This is a genomic window from Bradyrhizobium glycinis, assembly GCF_016031655.1.
Lineage (GTDB): Bacteria > Pseudomonadota > Alphaproteobacteria > Rhizobiales > Xanthobacteraceae > Bradyrhizobium > Bradyrhizobium glycinis.
This window is the reverse complement of record NZ_JACCHQ010000038.1, coordinates 1-15,862: the sequence shown is the minus strand read 5'-3', so window position 1 is coordinate 15,862 and position 15,862 is coordinate 1. Positions and strand designations below refer to the sequence as shown.

20 protein-coding genes and 1 pseudogene are annotated in these 15,862 nt (G+C 61.1%); 14 read left to right on the top strand and 7 right to left on the bottom strand.

Features of this window, described 5'->3' with window-relative positions; genetic code table 11:
• Positions 1-282: 282 nt before the first annotated feature.
• Positions 283-1,098, top strand: coding sequence for an aminoglycoside phosphotransferase family protein (locus HZZ16_RS33795; RefSeq protein WP_197954759.1), 816 nt, complete (start codon positions 283-285; stop codon positions 1,096-1,098).
• A gap of 231 nt (positions 1,099-1,329) precedes the next feature.
• On the opposite strand, the gene HZZ16_RS33790 is transcribed toward HZZ16_RS33795, so the two are convergent.
• Complete coding sequence (locus tag HZZ16_RS33790; protein ID WP_197954758.1) at positions 1,330-1,584, bottom strand: hypothetical protein; 255 nt, start codon at positions 1,582-1,584, stop codon at positions 1,330-1,332.
• A gap of 130 nt (positions 1,585-1,714) precedes the next feature.
• Here HZZ16_RS33790 and HZZ16_RS33785 point away from each other — a divergent pair, with 130 nt between their 5' ends.
• Entirely contained in the window at positions 1,715-2,446 is a 732-nt protein-coding gene (locus HZZ16_RS33785) for a DUF3750 domain-containing protein (protein WP_197954757.1), read from the top strand.
• Between the two features lie 64 nt (positions 2,447-2,510).
• Here the strand turns inward: HZZ16_RS33785 and HZZ16_RS33780 are convergent, their stop codons facing one another.
• The gene (locus HZZ16_RS33780) at positions 2,511-3,104 is read right to left on the bottom strand and encodes a hypothetical protein (RefSeq protein ID WP_311974438.1); all 594 of its coding nucleotides are present in this window, start codon (positions 3,102-3,104) and stop codon (positions 2,511-2,513) included.
• A 425-nt stretch (positions 3,105-3,529) separates the two neighbouring features.
• Positions 3,530-4,192 carry a phytochelatin synthase family protein gene (locus tag HZZ16_RS33775; RefSeq protein ID WP_197954754.1) on the bottom strand — a complete coding sequence of 221 codons (663 nt, stop codon included), beginning with the start codon at positions 4,190-4,192 and terminating at the stop codon, positions 3,530-3,532.
• A gap of 262 nt (positions 4,193-4,454) precedes the next feature.
• Here HZZ16_RS33775 and HZZ16_RS33770 point away from each other — a divergent pair, with 262 nt between their 5' ends.
• From HZZ16_RS33770 to HZZ16_RS33755, 4 genes are all read left to right on the top strand, one after another.
• On the top strand, positions 4,455-4,670 hold the full coding sequence (locus HZZ16_RS33770) for a dodecin family protein (protein ID WP_197954753.1): 216 nt from the start codon (positions 4,455-4,457) through the stop codon (positions 4,668-4,670).
• 162 nt (positions 4,671-4,832) lie between these two features.
• On the top strand, positions 4,833-5,144 hold the full coding sequence (locus HZZ16_RS33765; protein ID WP_197954751.1) for a hypothetical protein: 312 nt from the start codon (positions 4,833-4,835) through the stop codon (positions 5,142-5,144).
• A gap of 161 nt (positions 5,145-5,305) precedes the next feature.
• A complete protein-coding gene (locus HZZ16_RS33760; protein ID WP_197954745.1) occupies positions 5,306-5,485 on the top strand; it encodes a hypothetical protein in 180 nt (59 codons plus the stop codon).
• Positions 5,486-5,524: 39 nt separating this feature from the next.
• Positions 5,525-5,851: a GcrA family cell cycle regulator gene (locus tag HZZ16_RS33755; protein ID WP_197954743.1), complete on the top strand. Its 327-nt coding sequence runs from the start codon at positions 5,525-5,527 to the stop codon at positions 5,849-5,851.
• 4 nt (positions 5,852-5,855) lie between these two features.
• Here the strand turns inward: HZZ16_RS33755 and HZZ16_RS33750 are convergent, their stop codons facing one another.
• Positions 5,856-6,026, bottom strand: a complete 171-nt coding sequence (locus HZZ16_RS33750) for a hypothetical protein (RefSeq protein WP_197954742.1) — start codon at positions 6,024-6,026, stop codon at positions 5,856-5,858.
• A 361-nt stretch (positions 6,027-6,387) separates the two neighbouring features.
• Between HZZ16_RS33750 and HZZ16_RS33745 the strand changes: the two genes are divergently transcribed.
• The 6 genes from HZZ16_RS33745 (at position 6,388) to HZZ16_RS33720 (ending at position 12,041) form a co-directional block, all read left to right on the top strand.
• Positions 6,388-7,515, top strand: a complete 1,128-nt coding sequence (locus HZZ16_RS33745; protein WP_197954741.1) for a TRAP transporter substrate-binding protein — start codon at positions 6,388-6,390, stop codon at positions 7,513-7,515.
• 114 nt (positions 7,516-7,629) lie between these two features.
• Positions 7,630-8,232: a TRAP transporter small permease subunit gene (locus HZZ16_RS33740; RefSeq protein WP_197954740.1), complete on the top strand. Its 603-nt coding sequence runs from the start codon at positions 7,630-7,632 to the stop codon at positions 8,230-8,232.
• On the top strand, positions 8,229-9,578 hold the full coding sequence (locus HZZ16_RS33735; protein ID WP_197954739.1) for a TRAP transporter large permease: 1,350 nt from the start codon (positions 8,229-8,231) through the stop codon (positions 9,576-9,578). The genes HZZ16_RS33740 and HZZ16_RS33735 overlap by 4 nt, the downstream gene beginning before the upstream one ends.
• Before the next feature lie 31 nt (positions 9,579-9,609).
• Positions 9,610-11,010 carry an amidase gene (locus HZZ16_RS33730; RefSeq protein ID WP_197954738.1) on the top strand — a complete coding sequence of 467 codons (1,401 nt, stop codon included), beginning with the start codon at positions 9,610-9,612 and terminating at the stop codon, positions 11,008-11,010.
• A complete protein-coding gene (locus HZZ16_RS33725; RefSeq protein ID WP_197954737.1) occupies positions 11,007-11,177 on the top strand; it encodes a hypothetical protein in 171 nt (56 codons plus the stop codon). The genes HZZ16_RS33730 and HZZ16_RS33725 overlap by 4 nt, the downstream gene beginning before the upstream one ends.
• A 114-nt stretch (positions 11,178-11,291) precedes the next feature.
• Positions 11,292-12,041 carry a metallophosphoesterase family protein gene (locus tag HZZ16_RS33720; protein WP_197954736.1) on the top strand — a complete coding sequence of 250 codons (750 nt, stop codon included), beginning with the start codon at positions 11,292-11,294 and terminating at the stop codon, positions 12,039-12,041.
• A gap of 228 nt (positions 12,042-12,269) precedes the next feature.
• Here HZZ16_RS33720 and HZZ16_RS33715 read toward each other — a convergent pair whose 3' ends face one another.
• A complete protein-coding gene (locus tag HZZ16_RS33715; RefSeq protein WP_197954734.1) occupies positions 12,270-12,971 on the bottom strand; it encodes an alpha/beta hydrolase in 702 nt (233 codons plus the stop codon).
• A 243-nt stretch (positions 12,972-13,214) separates the two neighbouring features.
• On the opposite strand from HZZ16_RS33715, the pseudogene HZZ16_RS38490 reads away from it, so the two are divergent.
• Positions 13,215-13,265: pseudogene (locus HZZ16_RS38490) on the top strand (hypothetical protein); the annotation flags it as partial.
• Positions 13,266-13,343: 78 nt separating this feature from the next.
• Entirely contained in the window at positions 13,344-14,042 is a 699-nt protein-coding gene (locus HZZ16_RS33710; protein WP_197954732.1) for a substrate binding domain-containing protein, read from the top strand.
• A 141-nt stretch (positions 14,043-14,183) separates the two neighbouring features.
• Here HZZ16_RS33710 and HZZ16_RS33705 read toward each other — a convergent pair whose 3' ends face one another.
• Entirely contained in the window at positions 14,184-15,161 is a 978-nt protein-coding gene (locus HZZ16_RS33705; RefSeq protein WP_197954730.1) for an ABC transporter substrate-binding protein, read from the bottom strand.
• 144 nt (positions 15,162-15,305) lie between these two features.
• Positions 15,306-15,862 (bottom strand): GrlR family regulatory protein (locus tag HZZ16_RS33700; RefSeq protein ID WP_197954728.1); only part of this gene is annotated, 557 nt, incomplete at its 5' end.

The following is a 15,862-nucleotide window of genomic DNA, read 5'->3' as shown; positions in this document are numbered from 1 at the left end:
ACCGATGCAGGGCAATCGAAGATGAAAGCTTTTCCCTGCGGCCATCCTTCGAGACGCCCGCTTTGGCGGACTCCTCAGCATGAGGACGGAGTATGCGGTAGCGGTTTCAGCGAGCACTGATGCCATTTTCTTCATCCTGAGGGGGCGCGTAAGCGCCGTCTCGAACGGCGGGGCGTGCGCGCAGGCCGCTGCCACGAGTCATATGCAATAACCCTGCCTCGCGACAGGAGGGGTTCCCTTTTACTCGCCGCCGGTATTTCATCTGCACGGTGGAGGACTGGCATGCAGGGATTGCTGGGGGAAAAGATCGGACAAGGCGCCTTCTCGGAAGCCTACGCCTGGGCACCCGGTCAGGTCGTGAAGCTGTTTAAGGCCGGCGTCTCACATCTGCTCGGCCAGCACGAGGTACGCATGATCCGCGCCGTGCGCGCCGCCGGTGTCCCGGTGCCGGCGGTGTTCGGCGAGGTGACACTGGACGGGCGCTTCGGCATCGTACTGGAGCGCCTCGACGGACCGACCCTGTGGCACCTCTCGCGGACCGGCGCGGTGACGTTCGAACAGGCGGGCGCGATCATCGCGGCTCTGGCCATGTCGATTCACAAGACGCCGCCCCCGCCGCCGGAAGTGCTCTCCATGCGCGAGTATATGGAGAGCGAGTTGCGGCACGACGACGGCAAGGTCCCGAAGCACATCGCTGCGGATATCCTCGCCCTGATCGATCGCCTGCCGACCGGCGACGGGCTTTGCCATTGCGACCTTAGCCCCGGAAATGTGATCATAACGGCGGAAGGCCCAAAACTCGTCGACTGGACCTTCGCGATGCGCGGGCCCTCTGTCCTCGATCTTGGATTCTTGCATGTGATCCTGTCCGAGCTCGCCCCCGAAATAGCCGACAATCCGGAGCGGCCGCGCGCGACCAATGCGGCGGCGCAATCCGAATATGCGCGGCTCGCCGGCATGTCTCTCGCGGAGCTGACGGCGGCAATGGAGCCGTATTTGCCCATCGTTCGCACCTTCGTGGTCCTCGGCAACGTGGTGCCTGCGCTGCGGGAGCAACTGATCCGGCGCATCGAAACGGGGCTGCGTTCGGAGGATTGAGCCGTCTTTGGTCGCGCGCGCGAGACGAGGTCGAAGCGAGGCATCACCGTCTCCTTTGGGTCAGTTTCAGCTATCGTTCGGAGGACGATACGTAAGCCTGCTTCAGCCCGTGCGAACGGATATCCAACATCGTGAGCACACGCCCTTACGCCCTTCGCATCAGCTTGAGCGAGGCCGCAAGTCATAAATAGCCGCAGTCTCTTCGTCGCCAAACGCGCAAGCTCACAGCTCCTAACGCCGGCGAGCGATCCACACGCCGGCCAGGAAGGCGACAAACAGCGACCTTAGAGGCGCTTTCATCGCGACCTCACGCAACCGGTCGGCCCATCGGCTGGCGGAATCCAGCGAAGGCGAGCCGGGCCGCGGGTTGGCCGCTCCTCTTTGCTCCCCGGAACCTGACCGCGGGCTTGAGGTCTGCTCCAATCCGCCCTGATTGTCCGGAAGGCCAGAGGCTTCCGTCATCGCCGCAGCTTCCTTCATGTCCATGCGCGTGCTCCTATCCTGCTGCGGTTGCGGAACAACCTCTTGATCTCAGCGCCTTCGGCTCTGGCGGCGGCATTCATGCGAACTATATGATTTGTCAAACGCCCGCCGCATCACTCCCTTGAAGAAGCCCTTGCTGATCTTTCTGTTCCTTGTCTTCGCACCGCTCGCCGCGTCGGCGGCGAGATATTTCTGGCTGGGCGATGGCCGCCAGAACTGGCAAACCGCCGATCGGTCGAGCGCGGGTCTTCTGCCTGCGGCCGCTGATCATCGCGAAGCCGTGATACGGGTGTTCGGAGCGAGAACGGTGCGATGGCGCAGCATTTTCGCGGTTCACACCTGGATCGTCGTCAAGGAGAAAAATGCGCCGACCTACACCCGCTACGACTACACCGCGTGGGGCGAGCCGATCCGCACCAACGGCTTCGCGCCGGACGGACGCTGGTTCGGCGCTGCGCCAGAAATTATTGTCGCCGTCAACGGCGAGCGCGCCGAGGCGCTGATCCCGAAAATCCGATACGTGATCGAAAACTACCGATTTCGGTCCTATGGAGATTACAGCGTCTGGCCCGGTCCCAACTCGAACACCTTCGTGCAGGCGGCGCTCGATGCCGTCCCTGAGCTCCGAGCCGTGCTGCCGCCGACCGCAATCGGCAAGGACTTCCCGTACACGGGCAAATGGGTCGGGCTAACGGCCTCAGGCACAGGCATCTATGCTTCGCTTGCCGGATATGTCGGCTTTTCCATCGGCTGGGTCGAAGGCTTGGAGATCAATTTCTTCGGCGCCGTGCTCGGACTCGACATCCGACGCCCGGCGCTCAAGCTCCCCGGTCTCGGCCGCTTCGGGGTCACGCCCGGCCTGTGAGAGCAGCGATCCCAGCTTGTTCTCCGGCGATATTGCAATGTCCATCCCAAGCAGCCTCAATCCGTCACGGCGGCAAGAATGCTGCGACTGACCCGACGACTTCGCTGCTGGCTGCCGGTTGATGGGATCGGACGAAAATGAAACGGGAGGTTACGGGTATATCCGCCTCGGCTCGACCATCCTGGCCGATCAGGATCAATCCGGCGCCGCCATTTGCCACATTCAGAATAATCGGCACGCCGCTCCACGTCTTGATCGGCTCCATTCCGATGATGAGAAATTCGCCGACAGGTTGGTCGAAATATTGGATGCGCAATTGCGGGCCCACTTCGGCCGCAGCAAGCCTAAAGCCGAGCTGCTGGGCGCGTGCGTATACGTTAGCCAGGGTCACGGTATCGAAGGTAAACCCAAGCTGCGCAGGCGACAAATGGACGAGCTCGACATTTGTCTTCTGAGAGCTAACGGTGAACGTCGGCCGAGCAAGGATCTCTGCAGCCTGACCACCGACACTGCAGCCCCTGTTAGCGAGCTCGTTGCGCAAGGTAAGTGAGTTGGCGAAGGTACCTATCGCAATCGTTTTCCACGTCGCAACGTCGCGAGCGGACCTGATAGGCTGTTCGGACGCTGGGGCCGCGCGCGTCTTGAGCTGGTTCTGCAAGACATCGCGGGCTGCGCATTGAGCGGACGCGGTGCTCGCGAAGGGAATGACGCAGGCAGCTTGGAGTATGCAAGCCAAAACGTAGTTGCAAACTCGCCTTGCGCTTGAACGGCCACTACCTGCCGCGCACCGGGCTCGGCTTCTCAAACTAGACATGGCGATGGCTTTTTCTAGTTGGACAGAAAAGCCCGCCTCCGAGTCAATGGGAAGAACGGAGGAAAATGACGTCGATCAACATTCTCCGGCCGACCTGAAATGCGTCCGGAAGCGGGACCTATGGCCAGAATATTCCAATTTCCAAAATGGCAGGCGGCAGTCCTTAAGACTGATAACCCGCCCGCCCATCAGCCCTTCGAGGCAATGATGTCGCTGGAACATACCACTCAGAACAAATCGGCTCAACGCCAAAGTCGTGCAGCGGGATATTACTCTATGGACAGCAGTCCCCTCTTCCTATCGCCGTCAAACGTATTTACAGCGTCGAACAGCCGCTTCCGCTCGACTAGCCATGGCTGGAAATCGAAATTGACGTCGAGCACGAAAACGAGGTCTTCGGCTTCGAAATAGCCCCCAATTGGGGAATGGTGTCCGCTACCAGCACCAAAGATTCGAGCGCGATCGAAATTCACGATGTAGCGTCGCCCCGGATCGTTGGAGCGGCGGAGGTGCTCCAGAAACTGGTTCTCGCTGAGATCGCGCAAGACCGTAACTTTCCGGCGGGTGTTGGCCTGGGCGACGTTGGCCAGCTCATCAAGCGTGAGACCCATGATGCATACGCCTGTCCAGCAGCTCCACGTCCCGGCCAAGACCTTGGCCTCCGTCCTTGCCGCCTCGCCAAGGGACCGGTACGCATTTGCAACGGCGGCAGGTCCGCAGCGAGAGCCATTTGACTGCCAGTCAACGTGTCTTTCAAATGTGGCTGCCACAGGCAGGTGCCACGCACGCTCAATAAGCTCCGGAGTACGGGTGACCGATGAAGCTCTGGCTTCTGATGGCACGTGCGATTGATTGACCACCAGGGTCCCGGCACACACCAGCCCCAGGGCAATCACCATGCTGCTGATGCTTACGCGGTGCCATCGCTTCATGACTAAGAAACCTTGGTGGCAATGACGACATTGGCGCGCAGAATTATATTCGCAAGCCAGCGGGCGCGACGGAGATTCCATGTCCGCGTCCATCCCGGCTGAAAATGCGAACGTAATCTCCGACAGGACAATCCGAGTCCTTCTTTGGGTCGAACAGGAAAGAGACAGCCAGTCGGACCCTTTCCGCGGCATCCCCTTGGACGTATCAGCGTCGAGTACCTGATGCTAGACTTGCCGCTCCTGCCGAGTAAGGAGGACGAAAATGCCCGATAGCGTCTACAAGGTCATTGAACTGGTCGGTACCAGCACGGAATCGTGGGAGAAGGCGGCCGCCAATGCGGTCGAGCAAGCTGCTAAATCTCTCCGAGATCTTCGCATTGCAGAGGTCGTCAAGCTCGATATGCAACTGGATGACAAGGGAAAAGTCGAGGCCTTTCGCGCCAAGCTCAATGTATCGTTCAAGTTCGAGGGCTCCTGAGCCTCAGCACCTCGCCCCCTCTCGGGCGAGGATGGCTCATTGGAAAGGGGCGTTGTGCGGTCCGCCCCAGCCGGACGCTGTGGCCCATCCCGGAAGTTGGCACTAGCCCGAGCGGGACCGAAATGCTTTGATGCGAAGGGGCGAATGGCGCGTGGTGGCCCCATGTACATGATCATTCGCAAGTACAGCAAGGTTCGTTCGGTAGCGGACGCCGCTCGTCGCGCCAAGAGCGGCGTTGGTGAGATCCTGAGGCAATCGCCAGGATTCAGATCTTACCATGTGCTGGATGCGGGCGACGGTATCGGTATCGCCGTGATGATATTTGACGACCGCGAAAGCGCCAACGCAGCGAACGCCAAGATACTGGCATTCGTTCAAGCCAGTCTACATGACCTCGAACTTGGAGTTCCCGAGATCGCTGCCGGCGAGGTTTTGGTGAACATAGAGCGCAATGGGTCCTCGGGCATCAAGTAGCCGAAAACGCTGCCTGTTGCATGGCCTGCCGCCCGCTGATGATGCAGTCTACCTCACCCGCATCGCGCTTGCGGCGATCGCGCCCTGCCACCTTGCATTCGCCGGCCAAGAACCGGCCAAGAATTTGCGAGCGCGCGTATTTTTTTAAGGAGCACAGTGGCATGAAGCAACACACCTCCGAAGCATTTTCCACCACAGCCATCGGCTGGACACTGCTCATGCGGATGCGCATCGCGATGCCCCCCAGGGATCCCGATGAAGACGAGGAGGACGACGAAGACGAGGACGAGCAAGACGATGATGACGAACCGGCGGTCGTGCGCGAGCCGGACGAAGACTAGACTGGTCCGTGTCAGGCAGTCGGCGTTATAATATCTCCCATGGGCTGGGATGCGAACGACATAACGCTTCTCAAGAAGCTCTGGTCCGCAGGACAGAGCGCGGCGCAGATTGCGCGCCATCTCGGCTGCAGCCGTAACGCGGTCTGCGGTATGCTGAACCGTCTGGACCTGAAGCGCGGCCACAAGCCGCCCACAGCAAGGCCCCAGATAAGACCAGCCCCGAAGCTGAGGCCGTCGTCGGCAGCTTGCGCCCGTCCAATCGCGCAGAAGGTGTCCTCGAGGACCGCAGAGAGGAAGCAGCCAAAGGAATTGAGCAGGCAGCAGCTTTACGCCATTCTGGCTGAGGCGGTCAAAAATACCGGCTGAGAGCTCACCACGATGTTTCTTGGCTCTCGTCGATGTTGGGTCCGCCGCAACCACCAACGACGAGTTCTGCGAACGCTCGGACAATACTCACCGCGAGATCGGCGAGGCTTGTTAGATGGCTCATCGCGCCTTCGACGAAGGCAGCGCTCGCGCTGCCGATCGCCTCAAGCGCCAACGACGCTCCAGCCGCGCGTCAGGATCGTACCGGCAGATCGATCCTATGAAGATTCCCTTCGCTGTCGCGAAACCACGCACCTCGCTCACCGGTGCCCTTGCGAGGATGCGTCGGGCGGGCACGACGCGGTCCACTGGCAAAAGTCCGGCTGCATCTTTGCTGCGCCGCGACAGGCGCGTGAACATCGGGCTGCTTGGAGTCGAACGTCTAAGACCAATAATGCGACACCGGGGCTTGTCGGATGGCGGCAATGCGTCCAAACTGTGACCAAAGTCGCTGGAATGCGGCATACCTCCAGCGGTTAATAACGACAAGCGCGCTGAAGCGCGTTCGAATAACCAGGCCGCCAGGGAGGACGTCCATGAACTCAAAGTCTGAGAAGACCAGAACCACTCGTCGCAAATTCCTGCTGACGGCCGGCGCGGCCGGCGCCGCCACCATCGCCATGCCGCAAATCAGCCGGGCGCAAACGGTGGCCCTGAAGATGCAGGGCTCGTGGGGCAAGGCCGATGTCTTCAACGAGATGGCCGAAGATTATGTGAAGCGCGTGAACGATATGGCCGGAGGCCGGCTGCGCATCGACTATCTCGTCGGCGGTTCGATCGTGCACCCGTTCCAGGTCTTCGATGGCGTTCATGGCGGCCAGCTCGACGCTGCACACACGGTCACCGTCTACTGGTACGGCAAGCACAAGGCCGCCTCGCTGTTCGGTACCGGTCCGGTGTTCGGCTTCAACGCCAACGAAGGCCTCGGCTGGATCCACAACGGCGGCGGCAAGGAGCTGTTCGAGGAGCTCCAGACCAAGATCATGAACGTCAACATCAAGAGCTTCTTCGCCATGCCGATGCCGACGCAGCCGCTCGGCTGGTTCAAGAAGCCGATCACCAGCGACGCTGATCTCAAGGGCTTGAAGTATCGCACGGTGGGCCTGGCCGCGGACCTCTTCCAGGCGATGGGCGCATCCGTCGCGCAGCTGCCCGGTGGCGAGATCGTGCCGGCGATGGAGCGCGGCGTGATCGACGGGTTCGAGTTCAACAATCCGACCTCGGACCGGCGCTTCGGCGCGCAGGATGTCGCCAAGAACTACATGCTGGGCAGCCATCATCAGGCGACGGAATATTTCGAGATCATGTTCAACCGGACAAAATTCAACTCGCTGTCGAAGGAACAGCAGGCGATCCTGCAATATGCCGCCGAAGCCGCGTCCTCCGCCAACGAATGGAAAGCCATGGATTATTATTCGAAGGACCTGCAGGAGCTGATCAACAAAGACAAGGTTAACGTCCAGCGAACACCGAAGTCGGTGTTCGACGCGCAGATCAAGGCGTGGGATGGTCTGATCGCCCAGCTCGGCGCGGATCCGTTCATGAAGAAGGTCATGGACTCGCAGAAGGAATGGGTGCGCCGCGTGGTCTACTACAACATGAACAACGCGACGGACTACCGCGGCGCCTTCGAGCACCACTTCCCGGGCGTGCTCAAGGTCTGACGGCTGTCGCGGCGCATCGCGTGAGGCCGTATCGTGAGGGGCGGCGCAATTGAAGCGCCGCCCACGGTTGGGAGGGGACATCCGGATGTACTGTTCGCAGCGAGCTCGGCTCGCATGACGAAATTCCTGTTCTTCATCGATGAACTCAGCACGTGGGTCGGCAAGGCGTTCGCCTGGCTGGTCCTCGTCCTCACCCTGGGTGTCAGCTACGAGGTGTTCGTGCGCTACGTGCTGCGTGCGCCGACTACCTGGGCTTTCGACATCAGCTACATCACCTATGGCGCGATGTTCCTGATGGCCGGAGCGTACACGCTCTCGCGAAACGGCCATGTACGCGCCGACGTGGTCTACCGCCTCTGGTCGCCGCGCACCCAGGCGGCGATGGACCTCGTCCTGTATATCCTGTTCTTCCTGCCGGCCATCGCGGCGCTGATGTATTCGGGCTGGAACTACGCCCAGATGTCGGTGCGCTTCCGCGAAGTCAGCATCTTCAGTCCGGCCGGCGTGCCGGTGTTTCCGCTGAAGGCGCTGATCCCGCTCACCGGTTTCCTTCTGTTCCTGCAAGGGTTCGCCGAAATCATCCGCTGTGTGCTGTGCATCCGCACCGGCCGATGGCCGCAACGCCTGCACGACGTGGAGGAGACCGAGAGCCTCGTCATCCGCGATCATCAGCAGCGCGCGGCCGAGCCGCAGAGCGAGAAGGGACCAGGCGCATGACCGATCCTCAACTCGGCATGCTGATGCTGGGCCTCTTCATCTTCATCATCATGCTCGGCTTCCCGATCGCCTTCACGCTGATGGCGATGGGCGTCTCGTTCGGCTACTATGCCTACTACACCCCCGGTCAGGACTTCTTCCAGAACCGCATCTTCACTCTTCTGGTGCAGAAGACGTTCGAGGTCACATCCAGCGACGTGCTGGTGGCGATTCCGCTATTCCTGTTCATGGGCTATTTGATCGAGCGCGCCAACATCCTCGACCGCCTGTTCTACTCGCTGCAGCTGTCGATGAAGAACGTGCCGGGCGCGCTTGCGGTGGCCACGCTGATCACTTGCGCGATGTTCGCGACCGCCACCGGCATCGTCGGCGCCGTCGTCACGCTGATGGGACTGCTGGCATTGCCGGCGATGCTGCGGGCCGGCTATGATGCCAAGCTGTCGGCGGGCGTCGTCTGCGCCGGTGGTTGCCTCGGCATCCTGATTCCGCCGAGCATTCTCCTGATCGTCTACGCGGCGACCGCCGGCGTCTCGGCAGTCAAGCTTTATGCGGCGGCGTTCTTCCCGGGGTTCTTGCTGGCCGGCTTCTACGTCCTCTATGCGATGACACGGGCAGTTATCAATCCCGCGCTCGCGCCGAAGCTGCCGCGCGAGCAGACCGACGTGCCGATCTCGAAGGTCATCTGGGCGCTCGCCACGTCGTTCCTGCCGCTTGCGTTGCTGATCGTTTCGGTGCTCGGCGCGATACTGTTTGGACTCGCGACGCCTTCGGAAGCGGCCGCGGTGGGAGCCCTCATGAGCATCGTGCTGGCGGCTGCCTATCGTTCGCTCAACTACGAGATGATACGCGAATCCGTGTATCTGACCGTGCGGGCCACAGCGATGGTCTGCTACCTGTTCATCGGATCCTGGACGTTTTCGGCGGTATTTGCCGTCCTCGGCGGACAGTCGGTGGTGGAGCAGTTCTTCACCTCGATGAACCTTTCGCCGGTCCAGTTCCTGCTGCTGACCCAGCTGATCATCTTTCTGCTCGGCTGGCCGCTGGAATGGACCGAGATCATCATCATCTTCGTGCCGATCTTCCTGCCGCTGCTTCCGCAGTACGGCATCGATCCGATCTTCTTCGGCATTCTGGTCGCGCTGAACACGCAGACCGCCTTCAATACACCGCCGGTCGCGATGGCCGCCTTCTATCTGAAGGGCGTGGCGCCGCCGCAGGTGAAGCTGACCGACATCTTCTCCGGCGCGCTTCCCTTTGTCGGCCTGGTCTTCCTCACCATGGCGATGGTCTACATCTTCCCGGGGATCGCATTGTGGTTGCCCGACTATCTCTATGGATCGCGATGAGGGCGCCCTGTAAACCGCCGAAAGGCTGCACATGAGTCTCAACGCGCTCGGCCTCGCGGACGCGGCGGCCGGCATCCGCGACGGCCGGCTCAGCTCGCTGGAGCTCGTCGGCGACTGCCTCAAGCGCATCGATGAGGTCGATGGCGACATCCATGCGTGGGCGTTCCTCGATCGCGACCACGCGATGCGGCAGGCCGAGGCTGCCGACGACCGTCGCAAACAGGGCAAGGCCACAGGCCCACTGCATGGCGTCCCCCTAGGCATCAAGGATATCTTTGACACCGGCGACATGCCGACGGAATTCGGATCGGAGCTGTGGGCCGGACGCACGCCGCGCCGCGACGCGGCGGCTGTGGCGCGTCTGCGGATGGCAGGCGCTGTGATCCTCGGCAAAACGGTGACGACCGAGTACGCGTACTACAATCCGGGCAAGACCCGAAATCCGCACAATCCAAATCACACCCCCGGCGGATCGTCCTCGGGCTCCGCCGCGGCCGTCGCGGCGCTGATGGTGCCGGGTGCCATCGGCTCGCAGACCAACGGCTCGGTGATCCGCCCTGCCGCCTTCTGCGGCGTGGTCGGCTTCAAGCCCACGCATGGCCTCATTCCACGCAGCGGCGCGCTCGAATTGTCGCGCACGCTCGATCATGTCGGCGTGTTCGGGCGCAGCGTGGAGGATGTGGCTCTGCTGGCCGAGGTCATGGTCGACTTCGACCCGGAGGATTTGGACACGCGGCCTGTTGCGCGCCCGCCATTCTCTGCGGTCGCGGCGAGCGAGCCGCCGTTGCCGCCGCGATTTGCCTTCGTGCACTCTCCGGTCTGGGATCAGGCCGAGCCGGAGACGCGTGAAGCCTTTGCCGAGCTCGTTGACGCCTTGGGCGAAGCGTGCAGCGAAGTCGAGCTTGGGCCGAGCTTCGCCGGGGCCGTCGATATGCATCGCATCATCATGGAAGTTGATATGGCGCACAATCTGCGGCGCGATCTCCAGCGAGGCGGCGACAAACTGAGCACGCGTCTACGCCAGGCGATCGAGCGCGGCCGCTCGCATCTTGCGATGGATTATTGCAACGCTCTGGCCGGGATTGCGCCGCTCAACCAGGCGCTGGACCCTATCTTCGACGAATACGACGCCATCCTGACGCCCGCGGCCCCGGGCGCGGCGCCCGGCATTGAAACGACCGGCAACCCGGTTTTCTGCACGCTCTGGACTTATCTCGGCGTGCCCGCCATCAGCCTGCCATTGATGCGTTCCGAATCGGGCCTTCCGCTGGGCGTCCAGCTCGTCGGCCGCCGCGGCAACGACGCCCGCCTCTTGCGCACGGCCCACTGGCTGATCAAGACGATCGGGCGCACGCGTGGGAGCGGCCGGCGCAACGTCCCGAACGCCGGTTCGAAATCGGCTCCCGGCGCGGAGAAAAGGAAAGTGCGATGACCAATCTGATCACCGGTCTCATCGGCCTCGCGCTTGTGATGACCTTTCTCGGAATCCTGTTGGCCTGGATCAAGGCCATCCCGCTCATCATCATCGTTGTCTGCGTGATGATACTGGCAGTGATCGATTTCGTGCGATCCCTGCGGACGAACGGCGCGCCTCGCTGACCGCCAGGATGCGGACTCTGGCTGCTACGATGCCAAGTTGCTCACCTCCTGCTACAAGGCCTTCAACGGTCACCCCAACGGCGTTCGGTCGGCCATCTCGAATGGGAGGGTCAAATGAAATTTGCTGCAATCGCCGATGTGCACGGGAATCGTTCAGCGCTCGAGGCCGTACTTGCCGATATTGCCGCGTTCGGCATCTCCGAGGTCGTCAATCTCGGTGATCACGTCAGCGGCCCGTTGGAGGCGGCCGGAACTGCAGACCTCCTGATTGAGCGAGGCTTTCCGTCAGTGCGGGGCGATCAGGATCGAATCCTCGTCGAACTCTGGCACGCTGGCACATCGGCTCGCAGCGATTTTCGACGGCTTGAACGTCGCCATTTCGATTGGTTGGCGAGCATGCCACCGACGTTGATGTACAGAGACCATGTGTTCTTATGCCATGCGTCGCCAAGAAACGATGCTGCCTTTTGGTTGGACTACATAAGTAGCGACGGTGATGTGCGCCCCAATCCAATCGAGGCCATCGAGTCGGAAGCCGACGGGATCGACGCCGAGGTCATCCTGTGCGGACACACTCACATTCCCCGAGTTATTCGTTTGAGAGATGGACGACTTGTCGTGAACCCCGGCAGCGTTGGATTGCCGGGTTACGACGGGAGAACGCCCGTTCCTTACGTGATTGAAGTCGGCACGCCGCACGCTTGCTACGCAATTTTGGAGCGCTCCAAAAAAGGGTGGCTCTCGACGATCCGGTACGTGCCTTACGATAACGCGCCAATGGCTGAACTTGCCCTCAGCAAAGGAATGCGCACTTGGGCGGACGCGATTGCAACTGGTTGGGTCCAACGGAGGGCTGGCATTTGAGAGCTTTTCGCTGCGGCCATCCTTCGAGACGCCCGCTTGAGGCGGCTCCTCCGGATGAGGACGGAGTGCGCGGCTGCAGTTTCAAAGGCACCGACGCTGATTAGCCTCATCCTGAGCGAGCCGCGACTTCGCTGATGGGCCAAAAGCGGTCATTCATACCAGCCTATGAAGAGAGGCCGCCTTGCGAACGGCCTCTCCTGCGTGTCCGGCAACGTGTGCTTATTGCGATCAGCTTTTTTGAACCGCGGCAGCGGCCTTGCGAATCACGTCGATGACGACATCAGGCTGGGAGAGCATCGGCACGTGGCTGCTCGCCACCTCGGTGACGGTCGCTCCCATGCGCTTCGAGACCCAGCGTTGCAGGTCCGGATGCACTGTGTGATCTTGCGTCGCCAGAATGTACCAGCTCGGCTTCGACCTCCATGCGACCTTGTCGGCGCTAAGCTTCTGTTGCTGGAACAGGTTGTAGACGGGCGCATAGTGGGTGGCCCACACCAGCTTCTGGTCTTCTTTGGAGAGGTCTCCTGCGAAGAATTCGGTGCCGCTCGGAAGCATCCAGGCACGCCCGTCTGCGACCTCGACGCGAGAAAAAATATCCGACGGATACTTGTCGAGCTGGTCTTGTACGGTCTCACCGGCATCCGGGGCGACCGCTGCAATGTAGACGAGGCCAACCACGCGCTCATCCGTCCCCGCACCCGTGATTATGGCGCCTCCATAGGAATGACCGACGAGGAGGACCGGGCTGCCGACACGATTGAGCGTGCGCTTAACCGTCGCCAGGTCCTCTTCGTAGGAGTCTAAGCCATATTGAACGGCCATGACCTCGTACCCTTCGGCCTGCAATGTCGGGATGACTTTGCTGAAACACGAGCCATCGGCCCAGATACCATGGCAGAAAACGATCGTTGGTTTGGTTCGCGCAGACATACTGCATTCCCTTTTCTTGCTGGAGGTTGAGCGTTGGCGGGCATGTTGGAAGCCTCAACCGCGGCTCCCGGGTCCCCATTGCGAGGCTCAACCTATTCGGTCATAAATGGCCCAATAGCCGTATTTCGTTCGGTTCTTTCGTTATTGAAAGTCATGAATGACAACGATTCTGGAAAGAACGGCCGGTCTGCTGGCCTTCGTGCGGACAGTTGATACGGGCTCTTTCCCGGCGCCGCGAGGCTAATCGGCGCCAGCCCGTCGGCAGTATCGAAAAGCGTCGCGCGCCTCGAACATCGTCTCGGTGTCCGCCTTCTGCAGCGCTCGACCCGGACGCTCAGCCCAACCTCCGAAGGCGCCGCTTACTATGAGCACGTGGCGCCCCATCTGCGCGCTATCGAGGAAGCCGATGACATCGTTCAGGCTCCGGGCAACGTACGTGGCGTGCTTCGCGTCACCGTGCCGAGTACGTTTGGACGCCCGTTGATCTCTGCATGGGCGGGCTCCTTCCTAGAGCGCTATCCAGACATCAAGCTTGACCTCAGTGTCACGGACCGCCGTGTCGATCTCATTCGCGAGGGTTTCGACCTCGCTGTCAGAATTGGAGAATTGGAAGATACGAACCTGATCGGCCGCTCATTGGGCGTCCTGCAGTACGTTCTGGGCGCATCGCCAGAATACCTTCAGCGCCGGGGAATTGCGCGGTCGATCGACGATCTCAAGCAGCATGCCTGCCTTCGCCACCTGCTTGGTGGCCGCCCGCAAGCATTCACTTTTGCGGACGGCACCCGGGTCATCCCCAATGGCCCATTCGATAGCGACGATGCACAGTCGTTGATAGAGGCCGTCGTAAAAGGCGTGGGTATCACTCAGTTTATGCGTATTGCAATCGAGGACGAGCTTGCCGCCGGACGGTTAAATATCGTGTTGCCGGAGATACCGATGTTCACCACGCCGGTCTATGTCCTGCACGCGTTCGGACGGCAACTTCCCCTGCGAGCGCGCCTGTTCATCGACTTTCTTGTCGAGTCCCTGGGCGTGTCGCGAACTTTGTGTGTTGAACCTCGGAACTGACAAAAAAACGCGGTCCGCGCGATTTCCGCAAACGATCACAAGCGGCGGTAGACGCCAAGCTGGATCGGCGTCCGGGTCTGCCTCTGAGAGCCTACATGACACGTCTTCAAGCGAGCTTCGGCTTAGGGCCAGGAGCAGTCATCATTCAATCACCTTGTCGGCTCGGCCGATGACCTCGGCCGGGATTCTCAATCCTAGCGCCGCAGCCGTCTTGAGGTTCAGGGCAAGCTCGAAGGCGACAGGTTGCTCGACCGGAAGCTCTGCCGGTTTGGCTCCTTGAAATATCTTGGCTGTATATTGTGCTGTTTGCTTGCCCATCACTGCGAGGCTTGCCCCGTAGCTTGCGAGGCCACCCAAATCCACGAAGGCGCTGATTTGGTAAACCGCTGGAATCTTCCTACGAGCAGCCAGTAAAACAATCTCCGGCTCTATCGGAGCAGCAAGTACGAAAAGTGCATCGCACTTTTCCTGGACCATTCTTTCGAAAGCTTGGCCGAGATCATCCCGCGAGGAAGTAAAGATTGGGATCGTCACCAGACCCAATATCTTTGCAGCGGCCTCCGTCTCCTCAAACTGTCGCTTGCGGGCGGGGATAGGCGACCCCAGCACGGCCACTCGCGTTGCTGCGGGAAGGATACTGTGCAGAAGTTCGAGCGACTTGCCGGTTGTGTCGGAGAACATCGTGGTTACACCGGTAAGGTTTCCTCCGGGATGCGCCAAGCTATTGATAAGGCCCAAAGCAACCGGATCCCCGGCTCCCCACATCACGATAGGAATGGTTGCGGTTGCTCGTTGCGCGGCGACTATTGCAGGTGTTGCAACCGCGACCACTACGTCTGGCTTTTCGGCGATCAATTCGTTCGCGAGCTGATCGAGGCGCTCGATATGGCCCTCTGCCGCTCTGCGCTCGATGACAAGGTTCTTGCCGTCCATGTAGCCGAGCTTCTGCAGTTCGTTCCTGAAAACTTCGAACAGGGCGCGCTGGACTTCACTTTCCCAGGAATCGGTGTTCAGGAATGCCAAACGCCAGACCTTACGAGAGGATTGCTGCGCTCGTGCAATTGGCGGTCCCGCCAAAATCGCGCCCATCGCCAGTGTGATCACATCCCGCCGCCTCATTGCCCGACCTCCTGAGCCATAAGAGGACAAGCATAGCACATTAAGCTATGCCCGCTTTGGGTCCACTTGCTGACATTGGCTGGGACGAGGCGTGAGGTCTGCTTCAGCTCACGAAGCGGACACCCGTTCAAATGAGTGTGCGCCCTACGCCCTTCGCATCAGCTTGAGCGAGGCCGCAAGCCGCAGGCTTCGCTTGCCCGCGAGCGCGATGCCTTCGAGCTCGCCGCTGTCTTCCGTGCAGGTCCCGGAGAATCCGATGCCGACCTCGAGGCCGCCGAACACGGGGTTCTCGCCTTTTGCCGGCGTGTGCTCCTGATTCAGCATCTCGCCCTTCCAGCGGCCGTCCGCCGAGGAATAGGCGCCGAGATAGTAGAAGAACGCATCGCCGCCGAGGATGCGCCCGTCGATCAGCAGCATCACGCCGGACAGTCCGGCGTCGACGCCGTCGAGCGCACTCAGCTTCATCCCATAGAGCCCGTTGGCGATGCCGCCTGGTCCGACCGTCCCGCTCGGCGGCAACCCCTCGTCGCCGAGGCGGGTGAGATGAGCCCAGAACCTGGCGCCGGGCATGGTGTCCGCGCCGCCCTCGAGACGGATCTGGTTGCCGTAAAGCCGGCCGCGCGCCCCGATCGAGGCGACGTCGGCGCCCATCATCGGCTTGTAGCTGGGGTCGAGGTTGTGCCGCTCGGTGATGACCTGGG